Annotated in this window: 21 protein-coding genes; 14 read left to right on the top strand and 7 right to left on the bottom strand. The window is 56.8% G+C overall.

Annotated features, from left to right (window positions below; translation table 11 throughout):
- Positions 1 to 5 precede the first annotated feature (5 nt).
- The gene (gene gbcA / locus PMYSY11_RS18970) at positions 6 to 1,298 is read right to left on the bottom strand and encodes a glycine-betaine demethylase subunit GbcA (protein WP_150547733.1); all 1,293 of its coding nucleotides are present in this window, start codon (positions 1,296 to 1,298) and stop codon (positions 6 to 8) included.
- A gap of 370 nt (positions 1,299 to 1,668) precedes the next feature.
- Between gbcA and gbcB the strand changes: the two genes are divergently transcribed.
- Positions 1,669 to 2,772, top strand: coding sequence for a glycine-betaine demethylase subunit GbcB (gbcB, locus tag PMYSY11_RS18965; protein WP_069898189.1), 1,104 nt, complete (start codon positions 1,669 to 1,671; stop codon positions 2,770 to 2,772).
- 138 nt (positions 2,773 to 2,910) lie between these two features.
- On the opposite strand, the gene nhaC is transcribed toward gbcB, so the two are convergent.
- Positions 2,911 to 4,440 (bottom strand): Na+/H+ antiporter NhaC, encoded by a 1,530-nt coding sequence (gene nhaC, locus PMYSY11_RS18960; RefSeq protein WP_150547732.1) that lies wholly within the window; start codon positions 4,438 to 4,440, stop codon positions 2,911 to 2,913.
- 539 nt (positions 4,441 to 4,979) lie between these two features.
- Entirely contained in the window at positions 4,980 to 5,609 is a 630-nt protein-coding gene (locus tag PMYSY11_RS18955) for a hypothetical protein (RefSeq protein WP_150547731.1), read from the bottom strand.
- A gap of 416 nt (positions 5,610 to 6,025) precedes the next feature.
- Between PMYSY11_RS18955 and PMYSY11_RS18950 the strand changes: the two genes are divergently transcribed.
- The gene (locus tag PMYSY11_RS18950; protein ID WP_150547730.1) at positions 6,026 to 6,517 is read left to right on the top strand and encodes a hypothetical protein; all 492 of its coding nucleotides are present in this window, start codon (positions 6,026 to 6,028) and stop codon (positions 6,515 to 6,517) included.
- Between the two features lie 47 nt (positions 6,518 to 6,564).
- Here PMYSY11_RS18950 and PMYSY11_RS18945 read toward each other — a convergent pair whose 3' ends face one another.
- The gene (locus tag PMYSY11_RS18945; protein ID WP_090509370.1) at positions 6,565 to 7,347 is read right to left on the bottom strand and encodes a 3-hydroxybutyrate dehydrogenase; all 783 of its coding nucleotides are present in this window, start codon (positions 7,345 to 7,347) and stop codon (positions 6,565 to 6,567) included.
- A gap of 82 nt (positions 7,348 to 7,429) precedes the next feature.
- Complete coding sequence (locus PMYSY11_RS18940; RefSeq protein ID WP_150547729.1) at positions 7,430 to 8,473, bottom strand: threonine aldolase family protein; 1,044 nt, start codon at positions 8,471 to 8,473, stop codon at positions 7,430 to 7,432.
- Positions 8,474 to 8,926: 453 nt separating this feature from the next.
- Between PMYSY11_RS18940 and glyA the strand changes: the two genes are divergently transcribed.
- The 7 genes from glyA (at position 8,927) to fdhA (ending at position 17,889) form a co-directional block, all read left to right on the top strand.
- Complete coding sequence (glyA, locus tag PMYSY11_RS18935; RefSeq protein WP_150547728.1) at positions 8,927 to 10,180, top strand: serine hydroxymethyltransferase; 1,254 nt, start codon at positions 8,927 to 8,929, stop codon at positions 10,178 to 10,180.
- 64 nt (positions 10,181 to 10,244) lie between these two features.
- On the top strand, positions 10,245 to 11,495 hold the full coding sequence (locus PMYSY11_RS18930; RefSeq protein ID WP_150547727.1) for a sarcosine oxidase subunit beta family protein: 1,251 nt from the start codon (positions 10,245 to 10,247) through the stop codon (positions 11,493 to 11,495).
- A gap of 13 nt (positions 11,496 to 11,508) precedes the next feature.
- Complete coding sequence (locus PMYSY11_RS18925; protein ID WP_150547726.1) at positions 11,509 to 11,835, top strand: sarcosine oxidase subunit delta; 327 nt, start codon at positions 11,509 to 11,511, stop codon at positions 11,833 to 11,835.
- Positions 11,832 to 14,849, top strand: coding sequence for a sarcosine oxidase subunit alpha (locus PMYSY11_RS18920; protein WP_150547725.1), 3,018 nt, complete (start codon positions 11,832 to 11,834; stop codon positions 14,847 to 14,849). The genes PMYSY11_RS18925 and PMYSY11_RS18920 overlap by 4 nt, the downstream gene beginning before the upstream one ends.
- A complete protein-coding gene (locus tag PMYSY11_RS18915) occupies positions 14,842 to 15,471 on the top strand; it encodes a sarcosine oxidase subunit gamma (RefSeq protein ID WP_150547724.1) in 630 nt (209 codons plus the stop codon). The genes PMYSY11_RS18920 and PMYSY11_RS18915 overlap by 8 nt, the downstream gene beginning before the upstream one ends.
- A 97-nt stretch (positions 15,472 to 15,568) precedes the next feature.
- Positions 15,569 to 16,426 (top strand): formyltetrahydrofolate deformylase, encoded by an 858-nt coding sequence (purU, locus tag PMYSY11_RS18910; protein ID WP_150547723.1) that lies wholly within the window; start codon positions 15,569 to 15,571, stop codon positions 16,424 to 16,426.
- 263 nt (positions 16,427 to 16,689) lie between these two features.
- Positions 16,690 to 17,889, top strand: coding sequence for a formaldehyde dehydrogenase, glutathione-independent (fdhA, locus tag PMYSY11_RS18905; RefSeq protein WP_069898178.1), 1,200 nt, complete (start codon positions 16,690 to 16,692; stop codon positions 17,887 to 17,889).
- A gap of 68 nt (positions 17,890 to 17,957) precedes the next feature.
- Here the strand turns inward: fdhA and PMYSY11_RS18900 are convergent, their stop codons facing one another.
- Positions 17,958 to 18,854 (bottom strand): acyltransferase, encoded by an 897-nt coding sequence (locus PMYSY11_RS18900; protein WP_150547722.1) that lies wholly within the window; start codon positions 18,852 to 18,854, stop codon positions 17,958 to 17,960.
- 163 nt (positions 18,855 to 19,017) lie between these two features.
- Here PMYSY11_RS18900 and PMYSY11_RS18895 point away from each other — a divergent pair, with 163 nt between their 5' ends.
- The 4 genes from PMYSY11_RS18895 to PMYSY11_RS18880 all read left to right on the top strand — a co-directional run bounded on the left by PMYSY11_RS18895 (position 19,018) and on the right by PMYSY11_RS18880 (position 23,932).
- Positions 19,018 to 20,274 (top strand): cyclic di-GMP phosphodiesterase, encoded by a 1,257-nt coding sequence (locus PMYSY11_RS18895; RefSeq protein WP_150547721.1) that lies wholly within the window; start codon positions 19,018 to 19,020, stop codon positions 20,272 to 20,274.
- Positions 20,275 to 20,342: 68 nt separating this feature from the next.
- Complete coding sequence (gene rloA2, locus PMYSY11_RS18890) at positions 20,343 to 20,858, top strand: retropepsin-like aspartic peptidase RloA2 (protein WP_069898175.1); 516 nt, start codon at positions 20,343 to 20,345, stop codon at positions 20,856 to 20,858.
- A gap of 202 nt (positions 20,859 to 21,060) precedes the next feature.
- Complete coding sequence (locus PMYSY11_RS18885; RefSeq protein WP_090509396.1) at positions 21,061 to 21,777, top strand: hypothetical protein; 717 nt, start codon at positions 21,061 to 21,063, stop codon at positions 21,775 to 21,777.
- Positions 21,778 to 21,901: 124 nt separating this feature from the next.
- Complete coding sequence (locus PMYSY11_RS18880; protein ID WP_150547720.1) at positions 21,902 to 23,932, top strand: methyl-accepting chemotaxis protein; 2,031 nt, start codon at positions 21,902 to 21,904, stop codon at positions 23,930 to 23,932.
- A 142-nt stretch (positions 23,933 to 24,074) separates the two neighbouring features.
- Here the strand turns inward: PMYSY11_RS18880 and PMYSY11_RS18875 are convergent, their stop codons facing one another.
- Positions 24,075 to 24,704, bottom strand: coding sequence for a glutathione S-transferase (locus PMYSY11_RS18875; RefSeq protein ID WP_150547719.1), 630 nt, complete (start codon positions 24,702 to 24,704; stop codon positions 24,075 to 24,077).
- A 244-nt stretch (positions 24,705 to 24,948) separates the two neighbouring features.
- On the opposite strand from PMYSY11_RS18875, the gene PMYSY11_RS18870 reads away from it, so the two are divergent.
- Positions 24,949 to 25,215: a DUF4212 domain-containing protein gene (locus tag PMYSY11_RS18870; protein WP_069898171.1), complete on the top strand. Its 267-nt coding sequence runs from the start codon at positions 24,949 to 24,951 to the stop codon at positions 25,213 to 25,215.

Here is a 25,215-nt window from a genome sequence, read left to right as displayed (position 1 = left end):
GCGCGTTACTCCGACACGACTTGGCGCAACTGGGTCAGCGGCTGCGCATTCAGGTTGTTGAGCATGCGCTCGCTGTACCAGTCGACAAAGTTGACCACGCCGAACTCGTAAGTCTGCGAGTAAGGCCCTGGCTGGTAGGCGGTGGAGTTGATGCCGCGCTGATTTTCCTCGGCCAGACGACGATCCTGATCGTTGGTTGCATCCCACACCTGACGCAGGCGGGCGACGTCGTAATCAACCCCTTCAACGGCGTCCTTGTGCACCAGCCATTTGGTGGTGACCATGGTTTCTTGCGCGCTGATCGGCCACACGGTGAACACGATAAGGTGGTCGCCCATGCAGTGGTTCCATGAGTGCGGCAGGTGCAAAATACGCATCGAACCCAGCTCCGGGTTCTTGATGCGGCCCATCAACTTTTGGCAGCCGCGCTTGCCGTCCATGGTCATCGACTCGGTGCCCTTGAGCAGCGGCATACGCACGATGCGATTGCGCAGGCCAAAGCTGGCGTGGGCATAAGGAATGTTCTCGGCTTGCCATTTAGCAGCGGAGTCGGCGACATGATCCTTGAAGTTCTGATCGGCGCGCGGGTCGGTCACGTCGTCCCACTCAAGCAGTGACTTCAACAACTCCGGGTGCGAGCCGCTGCAGTGGTAGCACTCGCGGTTGTTCTCGAGTACCAGTTTCCAGTTAGCTTTTTCCATCAAGGTGGTTTGCACCGCCACCTTGGTGTTTTCCATGTCGTAAGGCTCCATGTAATGCGCCAGCGTGCTGAGGAAGTCATCTACCGCAGGCGGGTTCTCAGCCAGCGAGATGAAGATATAGCCGCCAGCTGTTTTGCAGTGAACCGGTTTCAGTCCGTACTGGTTCAGGTCAAAGTCTGCACCCATTTCCGTGCCGGCAAACAGCAGGCGACCGTCGAGTTCATACGTCCACTGGTGATAGTGGCAAACCAGTTTGGCGACCTTGCCTTTTTCGCTGGTGCACAGCCGCGAGCCACGGTGGCGGCAGACGTTGTGAAAAGCATGCACTACGCCTTCGGCGCCGCGAATCACAATGATCGGGTTGTTGCCGATTTGCAGCGTCAGGTAATTACCCTTGGCCGGTATTTCGCAGGTCATTCCGGCGATCAGCCACTCCTTGTGGAAGATCTCCTGCATGTCGATCTGGAACAGGCGCTCGTCGTTATAAAACGGCTGCGGCAATGAAAAGGTCCGCTCACGGCTGTGAAGCATATCTACCGTTGCCTTGCGCGCTGGCTCGAGTGGATCGCCGAGGCTCAGAGTCGAAGTGACGTCCATCAGTAACTCCTCAATGGCGATAGTGGGTTTATCGCCGTAAAAGTGGCATTTAGGTGCAGCTGCAAGGTGATTGCGCCGTGCTTTTTCACCGACCGACTGGCGCTGGTTCCATTCATGCGGGCGTGTTCGAGTCTCGACTCAGGGCACACCAATTGATGATTCGGCTAGGGTCGAGTTTGGCTGCGCGCGCGGCTTGATCCTTATCCATGGGCGACACGCCTGAATCAGTTTCCGACCAGCAATAGCCCGTGTTAGCGGGCGGGTCGCGATAAGCATGTAAATGTCGCTAACAGATATATGAGTCGTGCTGGCGTTAAGCACAATCGCTGCATATTCAGGCCGATGTCCGGCCGCGCGCGGAGGCACGTGCATGACCACTAACGACTTTCTAAACCCGGTAACCACCCAGACCTGGAGCAATGGCCGCCATCTGGTGCGTTGCGTCAAGGTCATTCAGGAAACCTGGGATGTCCGCACCTTCTGTTTCATGGCCGACCAGCCCGTGCTGTTCTTCTTCAAACCGGGCCAGTTCGTCACGCTGGAGCTTGAAATCGAGGGCGTGCCGATCATGCGCTCCTACACCATCTCCAGCGCGCCGTCGGTGCCGTACAGCTTTTCGATCACCATTAAACGGGTGCCTGGCGGCAAGGTTTCAAACTGGCTGCACGATAATCTGCATGAAGGCCAGGATCTGGCCGTGCATGGTCCTGTGGGTAACTTCAATGCGATTGATTTCCCCGCAGAAAAAGTGCTGTTTCTCAGCGGCGGTGTGGGCATAACGCCGGTCATGTCGATGGCGCGCTGGTATTACGACACCAACGCCAATGTGGACATGGTGTTTGTGCACAGTGCGCGTTCGCCGAAAGACATCATCTTTCATCGCGAGCTTGAGCACATGGCGGCGCGCATCAACAACTTCAGCCTGCACGTCATTTGCGAAAAGCATGGCTTGGGCGAGGCGTGGGCGGGGTATCGGGGCTATCTCAATCAGCCGATGCTGGAGTTGATCGCCCCGGATTATCTCGACCGTGAAATCTTCTGCTGCGGGCCAACGCCCTACATGGCGGCGGTCAAACGCCTGCTGCAAGCCAACAATTACGACATGCAGCGCTATCACGAAGAAGCATTCGGGCCGACTCCGCCCGAGGTACGCGCTGAAGTTAAGGAGCTGGCAGCAGAAGCGGCGGAGGCGGCGGAAGTACCGGCGACCGATCTGCGTCAGGTCGAATTCGTGCTTACCGGCAAAAGCATTCGGGTTGGCCCGAGCGAAACCGTGCACTCGGCCGCCGCGCAATTGGGCCTGCACATTCCCAAGGCCTGCGGCATGGGCATTTGCGGAACCTGCAAGGTGCTGAAAACCTCGGGCGAGGTCAGCATGGAGCACAACGGCGGCATCACCGATGAAGACGTGGCCGAGGGCTACATCCTGTCATGCTGCAGCGTGCCGCAAGGCGATGTGGCGATAGAGTTTTAACCGATAGAAAAGGGCGCATGGAGATGCGCCCTTTTTAGTTGTTGCCGCCTGATGCTCACGTTGCAGGCGTTGTCGCCAGAGCGTTCAGACTCACACTCCAGCGACTCGCAAGGCTGACTTCACATTGCCGCCAGTCCCTCAAACCTCAGGCTGCGCGACCTTGACACTTCTGACGCCAACCTCTGCCTGATCGCGCAATTGTTGCAGCGATGTCACCGCGTAATCCTGAGCCACCCAGTCGGCACGCTCAGCGTCGCTGGCTGGCACAATGAAGCGCCCAAGCAAGGTGTACAGCAGTCCCAGTAACGGCGACAACCAGCAAGCAAAGGCCAGTGGAATGTACAGTAGGCTTTCCCAACTGCCATCGCCGACTACCAAACCAAGCGAGCTGATGACCACAGCGCCACCCGCATTCCAGGGAATCAGTGGCGAGATCAATGTGCCGCCTTCCTCAAGAGAGCGCGACAGGTTAAGCGTGGAATAGCCTTCGCCCCGAAAGATTGGCGCATACATACGCCCCGGCAGCGCGATAGAAAGATACGGATCGCCCGCAATCACATTGGTCATCGCCGCTGTAGAGCTGGCCGCCAGTTGCAGGCCAAAAATCCCGCGCACTTTAAGCAGCACCGCCGCGCACAGCGACTCAAGACAACCGATCACCTCAAGCAGGCCGCCAAACGCCAGCGCGATCATGACCAGCAGAATTACCCACGACATCGACATGATGCCGCCACGGTTGAGCAGCGTGTCAATCTCGCTCACACCCGTGCTCAGCGAATAGCCGCTTTGCATGTAGCCGAACAACGCCTTCAAGGCTTCGCCCTGCACCCCAAACGCCACCACCGCACCGGCGACCACACCAACAAACAACGCTGGCAATGCCGGCATGCGGGCCATTGCCAAACCCATCACCAACAGCGGCGGCAACAGCACCCAAATACTGAACTCAAAATTGCTCGCCAGCCCTTCGGTGATCGTTTGGATGCGCTCAAGATCGAGTGCCTGGCCTGCTGCCAGCGAGTTGCCAGCTACCAGATAAATCACCAGCGCAATCAGCATCGCCGGAATCGTGGTCGGCATCATGTTGCGGATATGCGCAAACAGATTCACTCCGGTTACTGCGGGCGCCAGATTGGTGGTGTCTGAGAGCGGCGAGACTTTGTCACCAAAAAAAGCTCCGGAAACCACCGCGCCGGCTGTCCACCAAGGCGGGATGCCGAAGCCTGCACCGATCCCCATCAATGCGAGGCCGACAGTGCCGACGGTGCCCCAGCTGGTGCCGAGGGTCACGGAAACCACCGCACACATCAGCATGGCTGCGGCGAGAAAGTATTCCGGCGAGATCAGCTTGAGCCCGTAGTAAATGATCATCGGCACACTGCCGGATGCGATCCACGTGCCCACCGTCATGCCGACAAGAATAAGGATGGCAATCGACGGTAGCCCAACGCGCACGATGCGCATCATGCCATCTTCCATCGCAGCCCAGCGGTAGCCCAACTTCCAGCCGATAACAGCCGTGATCGCAACACCACAAACCAGCGGTACATGCGGGGTGAACTCACCGAATATAAACAACTGCAACGCCAAAACCGCCAGCGTAGCCACAATCGGTATGCACGCCATCAACAGTGACGGTCGCTGAGGGGGGATCGAAGCTCTTGTCATTATATTTCTCCACCGGTTATTAGTACTTGTTATGCCCTCACGCTATGTCGATATCCGGATTGGGGAATGGTTGTCCACGCCATTTCACCGCCTAAACACGACGCCAATGTGTTGTTTTTCAATGAATTGCGGTTTGGGTATGTCGGTGTTTGGGGGGGCGTGTCGATGGAGTCGTCGAGGCTGGGTGGATTTAGATGGGTAGAGCGTAGTTGGCGAGCGGACGGAGTGGGCAGGGTGCGTTGCTTGAGTATTTTTAGGTTTGTTGTATTGCAGAATTACATGTTTGTATCGTTGGGAGGGATTATATGAAGGCAGTTGCAGAGATCAATCAACTGCCTGTTCTGAAGGTTGATGTGTGTAAGCCTGCGGTCCTCGTTTCTGCCGTGGCCCCTTTCTTTCACGACCTTTAGATTGATGACGTGCCGGTTAAGTCATGGAAGAAATATGAGTCAGTAAACTTGCACTCTTGAGTGTGGATTTTGTTTTCCGACTAGCGCTCAATACTTCGAGCAAGTTGCTCCAAAGGTAAGTATTCAGAGTTATTGTGCGGGTTCAATAAACAGGTGTGTTGCGTATGAGTTGTATACGGCTCTTGGACGCTCGCCATACGAGCCAGGATCATAGGTGTAGACCCATGAAGGAAGTTTTTCAGCCAAATCTTGTGGGCTGCCGGTAGCTATCGGATTGCCCAGAAATAGCGGTCCATATACCTGCTCATTGACATTCATAAATGACGGTGCGGGCTGCAAATCTGGAGTGTACCCAGCAGTCATCTGATAGAGCTGTTTGTACACGCTAAAGCCAACGTCTCCATAAGGCAGGCCGATGGCATTTGGGGCCCAGTTTAATCGCTTTAGCCGCTCAATCTCTTTCTTCTCGGACAATTCGAAAACCGCATCTCTGACTGTCTGTTCAGCCAAGATCGCTGCCTCTTCTCCATTTGGCGCCATGCTGGAAGGCACCCAGGCGACCACCTGAACCATTTTGGATGAGCTCGGATTTGCCAGCCCGCCTACCAAAATCATTGCGGGATCCTCAGCAAACACTCCAGCTACGACTCCATCGAAATTAATTGATGAGCCACCACTTTGCTTAAGTAACTCTGTGTACTCCTTACGGGATAGGTCATAAGCTGGAACACCCATCTCATCAGCAATCTGGAGAGCCATGGACGGCTCACTTGTCCTTGGCATGAGGCCGCATCCCGTGTTGAGCATGACTATCAGGATAAGTGGAAGGTGGAGAAATTTCATAGTGGGGATATTTCGGTAGTGGCTTTTTGATATTATTGTAATATTGACGCCATATTATCAACGCTTTCTGTCCGCGTTCTTCCAAGCAGCAAGGACTCCTTCTAGTCGCAGTCTGAATGATTTGGGGCATCGTCTGCCGGGCGGCTATCACCTCAATCGGTTGCTGCTCAGGTGTTTTGACGCTCTACGAATTCAGTTTCTATTTGGGGGAAACTGTACTGGTTAGTAAGAATGTTGGCGCTTTGAAGTCAATGAGAGTCGATTTATTCGAACGGCCATGATCTTCCTAGATCCGACCTTATTTATTCTCACTAAAAAGGAACAAAAAAACTATGAAACTGCTTTTACCAATGCTTGTTCTGGTTGCTACCCCTCAATTCTGCCTCGCTGAGAACGAGGTGTCTAAGGGAGCTAAGGACGCTGGTGTTCTGACCTGCCACAACATTGCTAAGAGCATGGCTGATTTCGTATTGAAGGGGGCCCCGCACAGTTCTCACAACATTTGGAGCACGGACGCTCCAAATAAGCGTATGTACGAATCCTTTACTATCAAGTCCTATTCCGACAACAACTCTCAAATTGTCTTTACTGCAGCACCAAACCTTGTTGGAACTTGCGATATTTCTAGCGTCGAGACTCTTGTTGTGTCTGGGTCGTGCTTGACCATCAGAGATAAGGTTTTTAAAGATTGGGCTTACAAGGGAGAAGCCCAAGGAACTGCTGTTTTGGTTAATGATGGTGGTGGGTTATATGCCTATCTGACCCCGCAGCTAAGTAACAGCGTCTGCTTGGTAACTAAGCGAGAGGTAGTCTTTGGCTCGTAACCTATCACTCGAACAAATGGACTAAGTAAGGTTACTAACGCTCCCCCTTACTCCATCCCCCAACCATGACTCACCATCAACGATTGCCCGGTGAGCGCATTGCTTGGGAAGGCGGCGAACATTAGTGCGACGCGGGCTACGTCTTCGGTGCTGGTGAATTCGCCGTCTACGGTGTCTTTGAGCATGACCTTCTGGATGACGTCTTCTTCGCTGATGCCCAGTTCTTTGGCTTGCTCGGGAATCTGTTTGTCGACCAGTGGCGTGCGGACGAAGCCGGGGCAGATTACGTTGGCGTGAATGCCAGCGGAGCCGCCTTCTTTGGCGACTGTTTTGGCAAGGCCGAGTAAGCCATGTTTGGCGGTGACGTAAGGCGCTTTGAGCTTTGAGGCTTCTTTGGAGTGCACCGAGCCCATGTAGATAATGCTGCCGCCACGGCCCTGTGCGTACATGTGCTTGAGGCACGCTTTGGTGGTTAAAAAGGCACCGTCCAGGTGGATGGCGAGCATCTTTTTCCAGTCGGCGTAACTCAGGTCTTGTACCGGCTGAATGATCTGTATCCCCGCATTGCTGACCAGAATATCAATGCCGCCGAAGGCTTTAACCGCCGCCTCGACGCCAGCGTTTACCTGATCTTCGTCGGTCACGTCGACTTCAATCGCCAACGCCTGCGCGCCGCTGGCTGTGATTTGCGCGGCGGCTTGTTGGGCGGCTTGCAGATTAAGGTCGGCGATGACCACGCTGGCGCCTTCGACGGCAAACAGTTCAGCGATTTGTTTGCCGATGCCGCTGGCGGCGCCGGTGATAAATGCAACTTTGCCGGATAACTGCACGGTGTGCCTCCTGCTTCATTGGCGCGAGAGGCCGCTAGCGTGGGCAGCAGCGGCCTGAGTGGGTTGGCAAACAGACGAGGGTTTAAGCGCTCGCAACTACCGCGCGAATATCGCTGGCCAGTTCGCGTACGCGCAGCTCTTCAATGTCCCATGAGCACATGAAGCGTGCGCCGCCTGCACCAATAAAGGTGTAGAAGCGCCAGCCTTTGTCGCGCAAGGTTTGCAGTGCCGGCTCGGGCATCTGCAAGAACACGCCGTTGGCTTGCACGGGAAACATCAGGCTGACGCCCGGCACATCGCTGACCAGTTCGGCCAGCAGGCGTGCGCAACGGTTGGCGTGTTGTGCGTAGTGCAGCCACGCGCCGTCTTGCAGGATGCCGACCCAGGGCGCCGATAAGTAGCGCATCTTCGATGCCAATTGGCCGGCTTGTTTGCAGCGGTAGTCGAAATCTTCGGCCAGGTCTTTGTTGAAGAACAGGATGGCTTCACCCACGGCCATTCCGTTTTTGGTGCCGCCAAAGCACAGCACATCGACGCCGGCTTTCCACGTCAGTTCAGCCGGTGTGCAGCCGAGAAACGCGCAGGCATTGGAGAAGCGCGCGCCGTCCATGTGCAAGTTAAGCCCCAGATCGCGGCAGGTTTCGCTGATCGCGCGCACTTCATTCGGGGTGTAAACGGTGCCGACTTCGGTGGCTTGAGTCAGCGTAACAACGCGCGGCTTGGGGTAGTGAATATCCTGACGCTTGAGCGCCACTTCGCGGATCGACTCGGGCGTCATCTTGCCGTTTTCGCTGCTGGCCACCAGCAGTTTCGAGCCGTTGGAGAAGAACTCCGGCGCGCCACACTCGTCGGTCTCAACGTGGGCCGTCTCCGAGCAGATCACGCTGTGGTAACTCTGGCAAAGCGCGGCCAGTGCTAATGAGTTGGCCGCGGTGCCGTTAAAGGCAAAAAACACTTCGCAGTCGGTTTCGAACAATTTGCGGAAGTGGTCGGAGGCGAGCGCCGTCCAGTGGTCGTCGCCGTAAGCGCGCTCGTGGCCGTGGTTGGCCTCGGCCATTGCTGCCCATGCTTCAGGGCAGATGCCGGAATAGTTGTCGCTGGCGAACTGTTGCGTTTTATCGGTCATGCGGGGGTCCTTCAAGCCGTTGCCTATGCGCCCCTCGTGAGGGCCGGCGGGTGCGCTGATTTTACGCGAGGTTGGCGCCCGCAGAACATGTTTGATTGCCCTGTTGGCGATGAATGACTGTTGAGTCAGATTTTAACGGATTCCCTGAGTACCTGCGTTACCGCCAGATATCGCAATGGTTGATGGCTTTTGCAGTGCTGACAGCCGAGCAGGATTTTGCTGAGTGGCTTTGCAAAACAACGCCGTCTGTACAGCGCGTTGGTGTTTTCAGACATGCGGCGCAGCCGCCACCTCAGCAGACGCGCCACTTAGGCTGATTTACGACATGAGCATGTCGTAAACGAAGTTACCCATGACGTACATAGGCATCTCGCGGGCAGAGCCGAGTCATACCATCGCTGCAAACGGCAACACGCCGCATCTAACAATAGGCTGCACCGCAGGAGATCAGTGATGTTCAGCAAAAATGACCAGATACAGGGTTACGACGACGAGTTGCTCAGTGCAATGAATCAAGAAGAGCAGCGTCAGGAGCATCATATCGAGCTGATCGCCTCGGAGAACTACACCAGCAAGCGGGTGATGGAAGCTCAAGGCAGCGGGCTTACTAACAAGTACGCGGAAGGCTATCCGGGCAAGCGCTATTACGGCGGTTGTGAGCACGTCGACAAGGTTGAACAATTGGCGATTGATCGCGCCAAGCAGCTGTTCGGCGCCGACTACGCCAACGTGCAGCCACACTCGGGCTCGTCTGCCAACTCGGCGGTGTATCTGGCGCTGCTGCAAGCGGGCGACACCATTTTGGGCATGAGCCTGGCGCACGGTGGTCACCTGACTCACGGCGCCAAAGTTAGCTCATCCGGCAAGCTGTACAACGCGGTGCAATACGGCATTGATACCAGCACCGGCCTGATTGATTACGACGAAGTAGAGCGGCTGGCGCTGGAGCACAAGCCAAAGATGATTGTGGCGGGCTTCTCGGCTTACTCGAAAACCCTCGACTTCCCGCGTTTCCGCGCAATTGCCGACAAGGTTGGTGCTTACCTGTTTGTCGACATGGCGCACGTGGCGGGTCTGGTGGCGGCGGGGCTGTACCCGAATCCGCTTCCATACGCCGATGTGGTCACCACCACGACGCATAAAACCCTGCGCGGTCCTCGCGGCGGTTTGATTCTGGCCAAGGCCAACGAAGAGATTGAGAAAAAGCTCAACTCGGCAGTCTTCCCCGGCGCTCAGGGCGGGCCGTTGATGCACGTGATTGCCGGTAAGGCGGTGTGCTTTAAAGAGGCGCTGGAGCCGGGCTTTGTTGAGTATCAGCAGCAGGTGATCAAAAACGCTCAGGCGATGGCCAAGGTGTTTATTGATAACGGTTTTGATGTGGTGTCCGGCGGCACCGACAACCACCTGTTTTTGCTCAGCCTGATCAAGCAAGGCATTACCGGCAAAGATGCTGATGCGGCGCTGGGCCGTGCGGGTATCACGGTTAACAAGAATGCGGTGCCGAACGATCCGCAATCGCCGTTTGTGACCTCTGGCCTGCGCATTGGTACGCCAGCGGTGACCACGCGCGGCTTCAAAGAACCTCAGTGCATTGAGTTGGCGGGCTGGATTTGTGAGTTGTTACAGAACCTCGGCGATGCCGATGTTGAAGCGCAAATCGCGGGACTGGCTGCTGGGCTGTGCGCGGATTACCCCGTTTACCGCTGATGGTTGGAGGCGGCCGCTGAGTCGGCCGCCGGAATCGTCTCGGCTGCAAATTTAGGAGCATCACATGCAACGATATTCTGGCTTTGGCCTGTTCAAACATGCCTTCAGTCATCATGAGAACTGGCAGCGCATGTGGCGCAACCCGCCCCCTAAGCCGGTCTACGACGTGATCATCGTCGGCGGCGGTGGTCATGGTTTGGCAACCGCTTACTACCTCGCCAAAGTGTTTGGCGTAAAGAACGTCGCAGTGGTTGAGAAGGGCTGGTTAGGCGGCGGTAATACGGCGCGTAATACCACGATTGTGCGTTCCAACTACCTGTGGGACGAGTCGGCGCAGCTCTATGAGCATGCGATGAAACTGTGGGAAGGGCTCTCGCAAGACCTTAACTACAACGTGATGTTTTCGCAGCGTGGCGTTTATAACCTGTGCCATACGCTGCAAGACATGCGCGACTCTGAGCGTCGTGTCAGTGCCAACCGCCTCAATGGCGTGGATGGCGAATTGCTCGATGCGCGTCAGGTCGCTGAAGAGATTCCGTATCTGGATTGCAGCAAAAACACCCGCTATCCGATCATGGGCTCGACTGTGCAGCGCCGTGGCGGTGTGGCGCGTCACGACGCCGTGGCCTGGGGCTATGCGCGCGCGGCGGATGCTTTGGGCGTGGACTTGTTGCAGCAGACCGAAGTGACTGGTTTCCGTAAGGAAAACGGCGTGGTGATTGGCGTTGAAACCAATCGCGGCTTTATCGGTGGCAAGCGTGTCGGCGTGGTTACTGCGGGTAACTCCGGGCACATGGCCAAGCTGGCGGGCTTCCGTTTGCCGCTGGAATCACACCCGCTGCAGGCATTGGTGTCTGAGCCGATTAAACCGGTGATCGACAGCGTAATCATGTCCAACGCCGTGCACGGTTACATCAGCCAGTCGGACAAAGGAGATTTGGTAATTGGCGCCGGTATCGACGGCTGGAACGGCTACGGTCAACGTGGCTCGTATCCGACGATCGAGCACACGCTGCAAGCCATCGTCGAGATGTTCCCGGTGCTGTCACGCGTGCGCATGAACCGTCAGTGGGGCGGCATTGTGGATACCAGCCCGGACGCCTGCCCGATTATCTCGAAAACCCCAGTCCCAAATCTGTTCTTCAACTGTGGTTGGGGCACGGGTGGTTTCAAGGCCACGCCGGGTTCGGGCCACGTGTTTGCCGCCAGTTTGGCCAAAGGTGAAATGCACCCGCTGGCAAAACCGTTTGCGATGGATCGTTTCCATACCGGCGCACTGATCGACGAGCACGGCGCTGCTGCCGTGGCTCACTAAGAGGGCTCAGACCATGCTTAATATTTATTGCCCTCACTGCGGTGAAACGCGCTCTGAAGAAGAGTTTCACGCACACGGCCAGGCGCATATTGTGCGGCCGGAAAATCCAGCGGAGTGCAGCGATGAAGAGTGGGGCGACTACATCTTCTTCCGCGATAACCCACGCGGCATTCACCACGAATTGTGGGTGCACTCAGGCGGTTGTCGTAAGTTTTTCAACGCCACGCGACACACCGTGACGTACGAGATTTATGAAACTTACAAGATCGGTGAGAAGCCCAGCGTTACCGAGGCCAGCGTTGCTGCCGCTAAAGCGAGCGCTCAAGGAGTCACGGCATGAGCCAAGTTAATCGTCTAACCAATGGCGGCCGGATTGACCGCAGCCAGCCCTTGAATTTCAGCTTCAATGGCCAGTCGTATCAAGGCTTCGCCGGTGACTCACTGGCCGCTGCGTTACTGGCCAATGGCGTGGATATTGTCGGGCGTAGTTTCAAGTACTCCCGTCCGCGCGGGATTGTCGCGGCGGGGAGCGAAGAGCCAAACGCCATCCTGCAAATCGGTTCGACCGAAGAAGCGCAAATCCCTAACGTGCGGGCGACTCAGCAAGCGCTTTACTCCGGTTTGGTGGCGACCAGCACCAACGGCTGGCCGAGTGTTAATACCGACATGATGGGGATTCTCGGTAAGGTCGGCGGCAAGATGATGCCCCCCGGTTTTTACTACAAAACCTTCATGTATCCGCAGAACCTGTGGCTGACGTACGAAAAGTACATCCGTAAAGCCGCAGGGCTGGGCCGTGCGCCGACAGAAGTTGACCCCGACAGTTACGACTACCTCAATCAGCATTGTGATGTGTTGGTGGTAGGCGCGGGGCCTGCGGGTTTGGCCGCTGCACTGGCGGCAGGTCGCAGTGGCGCGCGGGTGATTCTGGCGGACGAGCAGGAAGAGTTTGGCGGCAGCTTGCTCGACACGCGTGAACTGCTGGACGGCAAGCCTGCAGCCGAGTGGGCAGCCGAGGCGCTGGCTGAGCTGCAAGGCATGCCAGAAGTCACCTTGTTGCTGCGCGCGACAGTGAATGGCTATCACGACCATAACTTCTTGACGATTCATCAGCGCATGACCGATCACATCGGTGAAGTCGCGCCGATGGGCATGGTGCGTCAGCGCATGCACCGGGTACGTGCCAAGCGTGTGGTGCTGGCGACCGGTGCGCATGAGCGCCCGCTGGTTTACGCCAACAACGATGTGCCTGGCAATATGCTCGCGGGCGCTGTGTCGACCTATGTGCGCCGTTACGCGGTGCTGCCCGGTCGCAAGCTGGTGCTTTCAACCAACAACGATTACGCCTACCGCGTGGTGCTGGACTGGCTCGACGCTGGCCAGCAAGTGGTTGCCGTGGCAGATGCGCGGACTAACCCGCGTGGCACCTGGGTTGAGCAGGCGCGCGCACGCGGTGTGCGGATTTTAACTGGCAGCGCCGTGGTTGAAGCGCGCGGCAGCAAGCGTGTTGATGCGGCGCGGATCTGTGCGATCGATGTGGCCAAGCATAAAGTCACCAGCCCGGGTGAAGTTCTTGATTGCGATTTGATCGTTAGCTCCGGGGGCTACAGCCCAGTGGTTCATCTGGCATCGCATCTGGGTGGGCGACCAACATGGCAGGCCGACTTGCTGGCATTTGTGCCGGGCGAAGGCTTGCAAAAGCGTGTGTGCGCCGGGGCGGTGAAAGGCGTTTTTGCATTGGGCGACACGCTGGCAGATGGTTTTGAAGCGGGTGTGATGGCCGCTGCCGAAGTCGGCTTTGACGCCGCTGTTGGCACGCTGCCAAGCGTTGAGCAACTCAACGAGGAAGCGACGGTTGCGCTGTTCCAAGTACCGCACGATAAATCGACCGCGCGCGCCCCTAAGCAGTTTGTCGACTTCCAGAATGACGTCACTGCAGCCGGTATCGAGCTGGCAACCCGTGAAGGCTTTGAGTCGGTTGAGCACGTTAAGCGCTACACCGCGCTCGGCTTTGGAACCGATCAGGGCAAGCTCGGCAATATCAATGGCCTGGCGATTGCTGCACGCTCACTGGGCATCAGCATCGAGCAAATGGGCACCACCATGTTCCGGCCTAACTACACGCCGGTGACATTCGGCGCGGTTGCTGGCCGCCATTGCGGTGCGTTGTTTGAGCCAAAGCGTTACACCGCGATGCATGCGTGGCACGTTGCCAACGGCGCTGAGTTTGAAGATGTCGGCCAGTGGAAGCGGCCGTGGTACTTCCCGAAAAATGGTGAAGACCTGCACGCGGCTGTCGCACGTGAGTGCCTGGCTGTGCGCAATGCTGTGGGCATTCTTGACGCCTCGACGCTGGGCAAGATTGATATTCAGGGCCCTGATGCCCGTGAGTTTCTCAATCGTGTGTACACCAACGCGTGGACCAAACTGGATGTCGGCAAAGCCCGTTACGGTTTGATGTGCAAAGAAGACGGCATGGTCTTCGACGACGGTGTAACGGCGTGTCTGGCGGACAACCACTTTCTGATGACCACCACCACCGGTGGCGCGGCGCGGGTTCTCGACTGGCTGGAGCTTTATCACCAGACCGAATGGCCGGATCTGAAAGTGTATTTCACCTCGGTGACCGATCACTGGGCGACGATGACGCTGTCCGGCCCGAACAGCCGCAAGCTGCTGGCGGAAGTCACGGATATCGACCTCGATAAAGACGCGTTCCCGTTTATGGCGTGGAAAGAAGGCGAAGTCGGTGGTGTACCGGCGCGGGTTTTCCGGATCTCCTTCACTGGCGAGTTGAGCTACGAGGTCAACGTGCAGGCGGATTACGCCATGGGCGTTTGGCAGAAGATTATCGAAGCAGGCAAGAAGCACGGTCTTACGCCTTACGGCACTGAAACCATGCACGTTTTGCGGGCCGAGAAAGGCTTCATCATTGTCGGCCAGGATACCGATGGTTCGGTCACGCCGGACGACCTCAACATGAGCTGGTGTGTGGGCCGCAACAAGCCGTTTTCATGGATCGGTTTGCGCGGTATGAATCGCCAGGATTGCGTGCGCGAGCAGCGTAAACAATTGGTGGGGTTGAAGCCGGTTAATCCTCAGCAGCTATTGCCGGAAGGTGCGCAACTGGTCTTTGACCCGAAACAGGCGATACCCATGACCATGGTCGGCCACGTCACTTCCAGCTACATGAGTGCTGCGTTGGGCTACTCGTTTGCAATGGCGATGGTTAAAGGCGGTTTGCAACGCATCGGCGAGCGGGTGTTTGCGCCCCTGGTCGATGGCAGCGTGATTGAAGCCGAAATTGTCAGCTCCGTATTTTATGACCCGAAAGGGGAACGCCAGAATGTCTAACGTCAATGTCTACCAACAGCGCCCGGCAGATGCCAAGGCAGAGTCGCCGCTGTTTCACGCCAGCCTGCATGAGTTGGTCGGCAAAGGGCCGACCGATGCAGGTGTAACGCTGACTGAGAAAAAACTGCTGGGCCATCTCACCCTGCGTGGTGATGGTAAAGATCCGGCTTTTGCCGAGGCCGTGCACAGTGCTCTGGGCTTGGAGTTGCCGGGTGCGCTGAGCGTGGTCAGCCACGGCGGGGCGTCTTTGCAATGGCTGTCTCCAGATGAGTGGCTGCTGATTGTGCCGAGCGGTGAAGAGTTCGCCGCCGAGCGGAAACTGCGTGAGGCGTTGGCGGGGCAACACATCTCGATCATCAATGTCAGCGGCGGCCAAACCTTGCTGGAGCTTCGCGGCAAGAACGTGCGCGAGGTGTTGATGAAGTCGACTTCGTACGACGTCCATCCGAGTAACTTCCCCGTGGGTAAAGCCGTGGCTACGCACTTCGCCAAAGCGCAGTTGGTGATTCGTCACAGCGCTGAAGATACCTGGGAGTTGGTCATTCGCCGCAGCTTCTCTGACTACTTCTGGCTTTGGCTGCAAGATGCCAGCGCTGAGTACGGTCTGAGTATCGTCGAATAATCAGTTGTATTGATGCTGTGAGTAATACGCCCTTGCAGGGCCGCCCTAACCGGGTGTGTGCCTTGCAGGGAGTGCTGTTTAGCGCAGGGAGAGTGTAATGAGCCGAACCCCGGATACATGGATTTTGACAGCGCAGTGCCCGAGTGTGCTCGGCACGGTGGACGCGCTGACACGGTTCTTGTTTGAGCAAGGTTGTTATGTCACCGAACACCATTCGTTCGATGACCGGTTGTCTTCGCGGTTTTTTATTCGCATTGAGTTTCGCCAGCCCGATGGTTTTGACGAGCAGGCGTTTCGTGCTGATTTGGCGCAACGCAGTGCCGCCTTCCAGATGCAAACCGAGCTGACTCCGCCCGCGTATCGGGCCAAGGTTGTGCTGATGGTGTCCAAATCGGATCACTGCCTGAATGACTTGCTCTATCGTCAGCGCATTGGCCATTTGTCGATGGAGGTGGTGGCGGTGATTTCCAATCACCCTGATTTGGAACCGCTGGCACGCTGGCATGAGATTCCGTATTACCACTTCCCGCTGGACCCCAACGATAAACCTGCGCAAGAGCGCAAAGTGCTGGAGGTTATCGAGCAAACCGGTGCTGAGTTGGTGGTGCTTGCGCGCTATATGCAGGTGCTGTCGCCGGAGTTATGCCGCAAGCTCGATGGCTGGGCGATCAATATTCATCACTCGCTGCTGCCCGGCTTCAAGGGCGCCAAGCCTTATCATCAGGCGTATCAGAAGGGGGTGAAGTTGGTCGGTGCGACCGCGCATTACATCAACAACGACCTCGACGAAGGCCCGATCATTGCGCAAGGCGTTGAGACCGTTGATCACGCGCATTATCCCGAAGATCTGGTTGCCAAAGGCCGTGATATTGAATGCCTGACGTTGGCCAAGGCGATTGGTTATCACCTTGAGCGGCGCGTCTTTCTTAATCAAAACCGCACAGTCGTGCTTTAACGCGGCTGGCACTGTATGGCCCTGCATAAGCAGGTTTCACACTGCCCAGAGGTTCATGTGATGGCACGCTGCGTCGTTACCTGACCTCTTTGTGAATGCTTCATCACCTTAATGGAGCCTCTGAAAAGCCAGCGACAGGCGCCAAGCCCTTAGATGCGCAATCTCTGGCCGGTAGTTTTTTAGACGTTCCGTAAATGCTCCAGTGCAAGGCTGCGTGGCCGCCGGCTGCGCCTTTGTTCCGACAACAACAAGGAGAGCGAGCGATGTCTGATAATCGTGGTGTGGTGTATCTCGGTGCTGGCAAGGTCGAGGTGCAGAATATCGATTACCCGAAAATGCAGGACCCGCGCGGCAAGAAGATTGAGCACGGGGTCATCCTCAAAGTGGTATCCACCAACATTTGCGGCTCCGACCAGCACATGGTGCGCGGCCGCACTACGGCGCAGGTCGGTCTGGTGTTGGGCCACGAGATTACCGGTGAGGTGATCGAGAAAGGGCGCGATGTTGAGCATTTGAAAATTGGCGATCTGGTGTCTGTGCCGTTCAACGTCGCGTGTGGCCGTTGCCGCAGCTGTAAAGAGCAACACACCGGTGTTTGTTTAACGGTGAATCCGGCGCGTGCGGGTGGCGCATACGGCTATGTCGACATGGGCGACTGGACCGGTGGTCAGGCGAATTACGTGCTGGTGCCTTACGCCGACTTCAACTTGTTGAAGCTGCCGGATCGCGACAAGGCGATGGAGAAAATCCGCGACCTGACCTGCCTTTCGGACATTCTGCCGACGGGCTATCACGGTGCTGTTACCGCAGGCGTTGGCCCCGGCAGTACGGTCTATGTTGCCGGTGCGGGGCCGGTGGGCCTGGCGGCTGCGGCGTCTGCGCGTTTGCTGGGTGCTGCGGTGGTGATTGTTGGTGACGTTAATCCGGTGCGGTTGGCCCACGCCAAGGCGCAGGGTTTCGAGATTGCCGACTTGTCCAAAGACACGCCGCTGCACGAGCAAATTGCCGACCTGCTCGGTGAGCCGGAAGTGGATTGCGCCGTCGATGCGGTTGGCTTTGAGGCGCGTGGTCACGGCCATGCCGGTGCACAGCAGGAAGCACCGGCAACGGTACTCAACTCGCTGATGGGGGTTGTTCGGGTTGCCGGTAAAATTGGTATTCCCGGCCTGTACGTCACCGAAGATCCGGGTGCGGTGGACGCTGCGGCCAAAATTGGCAGCCTGAGCATTCGTTTCGGTCTGGGCTGGGCCAAGTCGCACAGCTTCCACACCGGGCAAACGCCGGTGATGAAGTACAACCGCCAACTGATGCAGGCGATCATGTGGGACCGCATCAACATCGCCGAAGTTGTGGGCGTGCAGGTCATCAGCCTGGATCAGGCGCCACAGGGTTATGGCGAATTCGATGCCGGTGTGCCGAAGAAATTCGTGATTGATCCGCATCGCATGTTCAGCGCTGGCTGATTCAACCCGTAAGCGAACGTAGCTTTTGCAAAGCTCACCCGTGCACACTGCGTGTGAGCTTTGCTTTTTTAGCGCGGTTGCAGCTCCCCACGAATCGCGTAAATGCGCGCATCCTTATCGCGCCACAGTTGTGACACCCACTCCTGCATCCATTGGCGAAATTGCTCGTCGTTCTGGTAGTCGCCCTGCCACAAGGCCGGATCCAGTGGATAAGTCTGAATATCGACAATCACCCGTGGCACCTGACCGCTGATCAACGCCCAGAAGCCCGGCACTTTATCGCCCGGATAAACCACGGTCACATCCAGCACCGCATCCAGTTGCTCACCTAACGCGGCGAGCACAAAGGCCATGCCCCCGGCTTTGGGCTTGAGCAGGTATTTGTAGGGCGATTGCTGCTGAATTTGTTTGGCGCGGGTGCAGCGGGTGCCTTCAAGGTAATTGACGATGGTCACCGGCAGGTCTTTGAACTTCTCGCAGGCACGGCGGGTAATCGCCAGATCTTCGCCTTTACGCTCCGGGTGTTTCTCCAGATAGGCCTTGGAGTAACGCCGCATGAACGGATAGTCGAGCGCCCAGAAGGCCAGCCCGAGAAAGGGAATCCAGATGAGTTGCTGCTTGAGGAAGAACTTGAAGTAGGGCGTCTTGCGGTTGAACGCCTGAATCAACGCCGGAATATCAACCCACGACTGATGGTTGCTGATGACCAGATACGAGGTGGTTTTGCGCAGCTCAACCGGGCAGCGGATATCCCATTGGGTCGGCAGAATGCAGGCGAATATGATTTTGTTGATCTCGGCCCATGTTTCTGCAACCCACATCACACCGCGCGAGCATGCAGCTTTCAGCGCTGTGCCGGGCAAGAGAAACTTGCCCATGGCGATCAGCAGCAACGGGCCAATCAGAATCAAGGTGTTCAGCAGTAACAGCAGGGTGACGGTCAGGCCGGTCAGTAGTCGGCGCATGATGGCTCCTCAAGTGCGGGACCTGTGCATATTAAGCAGACGATTGGCTTCGTCCAAGTTATGCTGAACTATCGGTTAATTGTCGGACGAGCCGTTGGGCATTGCTCCGCTTCTGTCTGTATAAAGTGGTCTACAAAAAACGCTGTTTCGAGAACAGGCAATTATGTTGAAGCGCATATCGGTAGCGGACGTGCGTGTCGGTATGTACATCCAGGCCTTCTGTGGCAGTTGGGTTGACCATCCGTTCTGGAAGAAAAGTTTCTTACTGGAATCCGACAAGGATCTGCAACGTATCTACGCCAGTAAAGTTGAGGAATTGCTGATTGATATCAGCAAGGGGCTCGACTGTGCCGCTGCACCTGTCGAAACGCCGCTGCAACAACCCGAACCCGTTGCACTGGCGCCTGTGGCCAAGGCCGAGGATGAAGCAGCACCGGCTACGCAAGACAACGAAGACTACAGCCCGGCGCCGTTCTCCGACGAGATCAGGCGTGCCGCCCTGATCTGTGAGCGCTCCAAACAGGCGGTTATCGACATGTTCGCCGATGTGCGGATGGGCCGCGCCCTGCAAGCGGAGCAAGCCGATAACCTGGTCAAGGAAATTACCGCCTCGGTAATTCGCCACCCCGGCGCCATTATCAGTTTGGCGCGGCTGAAAAATGCTGACGAATACACCTACATGCACTCCGTTGCCGTGTGTGCGCTGATGGTCGCGTTGGCGCGTCAGCTGAATTTTGAGCTGGATCAGATTCGCGAAGCCGGGCTTGCCGGATTGCTTCACGACATCGGCAAGATGGCGGTCGCGCAAAACGTCCTCAACAAGCCGGGAAAACTCTCCGATGAAGAGTTTGAGGCCGTTAAAGCGCACCCGATACTGGGCGGCCAGATATTGCTGGAAAACAAGCAGATCAGTGCGCTGGCGCTGGATGTTTGCATGCATCACCACGAGAAATACGACGGCACGGGTTATCCACACGGCCTGCAAGGTGAGCAGATCAGCGTCATGGCGCGAATGGGCGCCATCTGCGATGTGTATGACGCCGTCACCTCTAATCGTGCCTACAAAAAGGCATGGGACCCGGCCACCTCAATCAGCCGCATGGCCAGCTGGAAAGGCCACTTCGACGAGATGATGTTCCACGCCTTCGTCAAGGCGGTGGGGATTTATCCGATTGGCTCGCTGGTGCGCTTGCAGAGTGGTCGTCTTGGCGTGGTGCTGGAGCAGGGCGAGGGTTCGCTGCTGGCGCCCAAGGTCAAGGTTTTCTACTCAGCGGAAACCCGGATGCCGATTATCCAGCAAACCATTGATCTGGCTGAGACCCCGGCGCGCGATAAAATTATTAGCCGTGAAGCCCCCGAAAAATGGGGCTTTCGCAACCTTGAAGCACTCTGGTTGGATCTTCCCGCCACTCCTGTCTGAGGCAAAAAAGCTGAACCAATCGAATCGAGACGAGTCCGAAACCGTGAATTTAAGGAGGAGTACTTGGTTTGAGAAGTTTAATTGCATTGATCGCGTTAGTTGCACTGCCAGTGATGGCGAACGAACCAGCCAGTGACCCAACTTTGTACGGCCGTTACGAGTATGTTGCTGTGCCTCAGGTTGGCCAGACCTTTAAAGCTAAAATGGATACCGGCGCGATGACCTCATCGCTCTCCGCCAAGGACATCGAGCGCTTCAAGCGCGATGGCGATGACTGGGTGCGTTTTCGTCTGGCAACAAAAGATGCTGATCCAACCCTTTTCGAGCAACCGCTGACGCGCGTCGCGCTGATCAAGAACCGTGCAGAAGAGGGTGATGAACCCAACAGCAGCCCGACCATGGCTGAGCGGCCGGTGATTGATATGGAAATTTGCGTGGGCAACGAGTCACGCACCATTGAGGTCAATCTGGCGGATCGCAGTCACTTCGATTATCCGCTGCTGATTGGTGCGGCCGCCATGCGTAAGCTCGGCGCCGCGGTGAATCCTGCGCAGCGCTATACCGCCGAGCGCCCAGAGTGCTGAGTTGAGCGGAGCATTCGATTGGCTTGATCTATTCGGGGCGCTGTCTGATGACCGCGCCCCGATTGTATCCACGGTATTTATGCACGCCGTGATTGAACGGCTCGCCTGCACGGGTGCCGGATTATTGCTAGGCTCAGATTGATGTTTTGGCATACAAGGATGCTGTGCATGCAATTGGGGTGGCTTATTCACGGCTGGACTAATGGGGGTTGAGTCCGGGCAGGCAGATCGCCTGCGAATCATCTGCTGGCTCCGACTGGCCATTTTGAGTGCTGTGGCAGGTGGCTTGCTCGCATGCACCAATCAGGAAGTTTCACTGCATAAAGTCGCCAAGACCGACATCGACATGGTGCACGATCTGCACTGGAAGACTGTCGATCAGCGGCTCACGGTGCTAATGGGCAAGCTCTATGAGCGTAACCCGGATGAGCTGCATAAAACCCCGAACGCGACGATTCTTTCACGGCAAAAACTGCTCTGGAGCACGCCGCTAAATCGTCAGACCTCCTACCTCGGTGTCGATGAACTCAGGGCGATGGATCTGGCGCTTGATCCCAATTTCCCGGGCGACCGCGTGTATGCAGTGATGGCCGGGCTGCGCGGCATGCTCAGCCGTTCCTACGACTATAAAGACGACTTCTACCTGTTCGACACGCTCGACCAGCAGGCGCTGTACAACAGCGCGCGTAATGTCGAAATTCTGGTGTGGCGGCTCAAGCACCGGCTGGATGCCAAGGGCGCTCGCCTTCTGTTCACCAACGGTTTTGACAAACCGCCTTATAACCTCAGTTATGAGCGTCTTTTCGGCAAGATCATCGCATATCAGGACATGATGGCAATCATCACCTCCGAGCGTACCCAGCGCGGAATAAATTATGCGACGCACAGCATATTGCGCATGGCTTTCCTGCCGATATAAATCCTAGCGGGCTTTATCCGCGCTGATCAGTGCGGGTCAGCAGGTGGCCGCGTAGCTTTTGTTAGAACCTAACCTATGCCGCGCATGCGTTAAAACATGCATTAAAGTGTTTTGAGGTATCCCCATGACCGCAGTACTCAAGCCGGGTGTGAACCTGCTCGAACGATTTAGCTTTGCCCGGAAGTTTCAATTATTAGCCGTGCTGTTCATTCTGCCGCTGGCCTACGCCTCATGGACGCTCTGGGACGAGTACCGGGCAGGGCAGCAACTGATGGACCGGCAGATCAATGGCCTGCATGACATCAATGCGCTGGCCAAGGTGCAGCGTGAAGTGCTGGCTCAGCGCACGCTTTTAGCACGCTGGAAAGGTACGGACACCCCGGCGCAGGCCTTATTGAGCAGCCGCGAGGCTCAGCTCGATGAAAGCCTCAAGAATGCCAGTGAGCAACTGAACAGTGCTGCGCTGTCGAAGCAGGCGCGCGAGTTGCTGAGCAGTTTGCAGGCGGACCGAAAGGGGATTTCTGTGGCTACGTTGTCAGGTATCTCGCTGCCCGATGCGTTGGTGCAATATCAGAAAACCTTGCAGCAATTAACCGCTTTGCGTGAGCAGATTGCTACCGACAGCGGGCTGATTCTCGATCCGCATCTGGACACGTATCTGATGATGGAACAGCTGACGTTTACCCTGCCGCGGCTGTTGGAAAATCTCTCCAGTTTTGCCAGCCGTGGTTATGGCGCCGTGGTGTCCGAGCACTTCACGTTGCAAAGTCGGGTGGGCATTCGCGATTTGCGCAGCAGCCTCGACGAGTCGAATGCGCAACTGCTCAAGGCGCGAAATTCGCTCGCGCAAATTGCCCCGGAGTCGATGAATACATTGCAAACGCCGTTCAATAATGTCGAGCAGGGTTTGCAGGTGTTCCTCAAGGAAATTGACCGCGACATGTTCGATGCCAATCCGATGACATTGACGCCTGCGCAATTCATTCAGCGTATCGACGTGCTGGAGCAACTGCTGCAAGACCTGCAGCAGGCGCAGTTTGAGCAGTCCGAACAGAGTCAGGGAGCCTATCGCAGCGCCGCGCAAATCAGGATGTTCAACGTGGCGCTGATTTTTGCCCTGCTCACACTGGCCGCGCTTTATGTGCTGGCGTGCCTGAATTGGTCGATCCGTCGTGGTGCGCGCGAGATTATCGAGGCGGCGCAAGGCCTGCGCGACGGCGATATGCGCGTGCACATGCAAACTTATGGCGAGGACGAGCTGGCGCAAATTTCATCTGCGCTGAACACCGCAATCGGGCAATTGCGCGGCTCGTTGCAAGGGGTTAATGATGAAACCCAAGGCATTGGTGGAACCGTAAAACTGCTTAATCAGGAGTCTCAAACGGCCTTGCAGGCGGTTGAGCAACAGCAAGGTCAAATGAGCCAGATTGCCGCTGCGGCAACCCAGATGGCAGCTACCGCGCAGAGTGTTGCGCAAAGCTGCGAGGAGGCCGCAGTCGAAGCAGAGCAAACCCGCGAAGTGGCCAACCAGAGTAATCAGCGTAGCGAACGAACCAGTGCAAGCATGCGCCAACTCAGCTCGCGCCTGGGTGAAAGCTCGGCGACCCTGAAGCAATTGCAGCAGCAAACCGAGCAGATCACCCGCGTGGTAGATGTGATTCGCGGCATTGCCGAGCAAACCAATCTGCTCGCCCTCAACGCTGCAATTGAAGCGGCGCGGGCTGGCGATCAGGGCCGCGGTTTTGCGGTGGTCGCTGATGAGGTGCGCAACCTGTCGCAGCGTACTCAGAACTCCACGCAAGAGATCGCTCAGACGGTTGCGGATTTACACAAAGTGGTTGGCGAGTCGGTGGACATGATGGATCAGGCCGTGGCTCAGGCCGAGGGCGATGTCAGCAGTGTGCTGGCCATGAGTGATGACCTCAATGGGATCGTCGAGTCGGTCCAGCGGGTCAGCGATCGGCTGGCGCAAATTGCCACGGCAGCTGAGGAGCAGGCCGCAACCGCCGATGAAGTCAGCGGCAACATCCAGCAGGTCGATCAGGCGGCCAGTGCCTTGCTCGACGGCGCGCAGGCGGTCAATCAGGCCTCGGAGCAATTGCGCTTGGGCAGTCAGGGCTTGTCGCAAAATACCGGCCGCTTCCGCCTCGGCTAACCCGCCAGCGAACTTGCCAACTTTGGTTTGCGCAGGCTTCAAGCCGGCACGGCGTTGGTTACCGTGCCGGCGCATTTGTGGGCTACTGGCCTGCGCCTCCAATCCGCGCGAGGCGCTCAGTATTCGATAGCCTGGCCTCTGCTTACGCCGGCGGCTGGGTCTTGCTTAGGGAGTCACGCTGGCTGACTTCGCTGTACCAGCTTGCGAGTTTGGGGAAGCGCTCACGCCATGCCAGTTGCGGCTGGCGGAAATCCAAATAGCCGAGCGCGCAGGCAAGGCTGATCGTGGCGATATCAAATGTGTTCAGTGCGCCCGTATCGGCTTGTGCTTCGAACTCGCCCAGCGCGCGCTCAATTTTTGCTTGCTGGCCTTCGAGCCACTGCGGCCAGTGCAGTTCTTCCGGGCGCAGGGCAGTCTCGTAACGGATCAAAACCGCCGCATCAAGTATGGCGTCTGCCAGCGATGCCAGCGTCAGTCGTTGCCAGCGCTGCGGGCCGCTGCGTGGAATAACCGGCTCGCCGCTGTGCTGGTGATCGAGATAGTCGAGAATCACCCGGCTGTCATGCAGGGTGTCGCCGTCAGCGAGTTGCAGCGCCGGAATTTTGCCTGAGGGATTGCGCGCGACAACGTCGCTGTTCGGAGCAACCGGGCTCAGTTGCACGTTGTGTAAATCCACTTTCTGCAGCTGCCCTGTTTCGTGCAACAGCACCATGATCTTGCGCACGAAGGGCGATGCGGGCGAGTAAAACAGCGTCATGTTGTTGCTGGGCATTTGTTCAACTCCATATTTTTTGAGCGTTGCATCACGTTTCGTGAAGATAAATCGAGCGGCGCCGTATACGACCTTGGTCGAGAGTCTACGCCTACCTTGGCTGCTTGTGCCTCTGTATGCCCCAGAAACCGTGAGGCCTGCGCTGCGCCGGGGCGGCACTCGACCAAAGTCTCACTAGCGCTCGCTGTGGGTACTGCTAAGTTTTGACTGTCAAAACAACAAAAACAATTGAGGAGAACCTCACATGTCTGGGTCTAAGGAAGAGGCTGCCAAAGCCTATTGGAAAGATAACCTGCGGCTGATGTTGTGGCTGCTGGTGGTCTGGTTCGTGGTGTCATTCGGCTGTGGTGTTCTGTTCGTGCATGAACTCAACGCCATCCAGTTCTTCGGCTTCCCTCTGGGATTCTGGTTTGCCCAGCAAGGGTCTATCTACGTATTTGTGGCGATGATTTTCTTCTATGTCTGGAAGATGAATCAGTACGACCGCAAGCACGACGTCCACGAAGAATAA

This window comes from Pseudomonas marincola, assembly GCF_900682675.2.
GTDB lineage: Bacteria > Pseudomonadota > Gammaproteobacteria > Pseudomonadales > Pseudomonadaceae > Aquipseudomonas > Aquipseudomonas marincola.
Note: the sequence above shows the minus strand (reverse complement) of the source record. Positions and strands in the feature narration are given on the sequence as shown.

Excerpts from the sequence above, each read along its gene's own strand:
- gbcA (WP_150547733.1), bottom strand. The coding sequence starts at position 1,298 with ATGGACGTCACTTCGACTCTGAGCCTCGGCGATCCACTCGAGCCAGCG.
- gbcB (WP_069898189.1), top strand. The coding sequence starts at position 1,669 with ATGACCACTAACGACTTTCTAAACCCGGTAACCACCCAGACCTGGAGC.
- nhaC (WP_150547732.1), bottom strand. The coding sequence starts at position 4,440 with ATGACAAGAGCTTCGATCCCCCCTCAGCGACCGTCACTGTTGATGGCG.
- PMYSY11_RS18955 (WP_150547731.1), bottom strand. The coding sequence starts at position 5,609 with ATGGCTCTCCAGATTGCTGATGAGATGGGTGTTCCAGCTTATGACCTA.
- PMYSY11_RS18950 (WP_150547730.1), top strand. The coding sequence starts at position 6,026 with ATGAAACTGCTTTTACCAATGCTTGTTCTGGTTGCTACCCCTCAATTC.
- PMYSY11_RS18940 (WP_150547729.1), bottom strand. The coding sequence starts at position 8,473 with ATGACCGATAAAACGCAACAGTTCGCCAGCGACAACTATTCCGGCATC.
- glyA (WP_150547728.1), top strand. The coding sequence starts at position 8,927 with ATGTTCAGCAAAAATGACCAGATACAGGGTTACGACGACGAGTTGCTC.
- PMYSY11_RS18930 (WP_150547727.1), top strand. The coding sequence starts at position 10,245 with ATGCAACGATATTCTGGCTTTGGCCTGTTCAAACATGCCTTCAGTCAT.
- PMYSY11_RS18925 (WP_150547726.1), top strand. The coding sequence starts at position 11,509 with ATGCTTAATATTTATTGCCCTCACTGCGGTGAAACGCGCTCTGAAGAA.
- PMYSY11_RS18920 (WP_150547725.1), top strand. The coding sequence starts at position 11,832 with ATGAGCCAAGTTAATCGTCTAACCAATGGCGGCCGGATTGACCGCAGC.
- PMYSY11_RS18915 (WP_150547724.1), top strand. The coding sequence starts at position 14,842 with ATGTCTAACGTCAATGTCTACCAACAGCGCCCGGCAGATGCCAAGGCA.
- purU (WP_150547723.1), top strand. The coding sequence starts at position 15,569 with ATGAGCCGAACCCCGGATACATGGATTTTGACAGCGCAGTGCCCGAGT.
- fdhA (WP_069898178.1), top strand. The coding sequence starts at position 16,690 with ATGTCTGATAATCGTGGTGTGGTGTATCTCGGTGCTGGCAAGGTCGAG.
- PMYSY11_RS18900 (WP_150547722.1), bottom strand. The coding sequence starts at position 18,854 with ATGCGCCGACTACTGACCGGCCTGACCGTCACCCTGCTGTTACTGCTG.
- PMYSY11_RS18895 (WP_150547721.1), top strand. The coding sequence starts at position 19,018 with ATGTTGAAGCGCATATCGGTAGCGGACGTGCGTGTCGGTATGTACATC.
- PMYSY11_RS18885 (WP_090509396.1), top strand. The coding sequence starts at position 21,061 with ATGGGGGTTGAGTCCGGGCAGGCAGATCGCCTGCGAATCATCTGCTGG.
- PMYSY11_RS18880 (WP_150547720.1), top strand. The coding sequence starts at position 21,902 with ATGACCGCAGTACTCAAGCCGGGTGTGAACCTGCTCGAACGATTTAGC.
- PMYSY11_RS18875 (WP_150547719.1), bottom strand. The coding sequence starts at position 24,704 with ATGCCCAGCAACAACATGACGCTGTTTTACTCGCCCGCATCGCCCTTC.
- PMYSY11_RS18870 (WP_069898171.1), top strand. The coding sequence starts at position 24,949 with ATGTCTGGGTCTAAGGAAGAGGCTGCCAAAGCCTATTGGAAAGATAAC.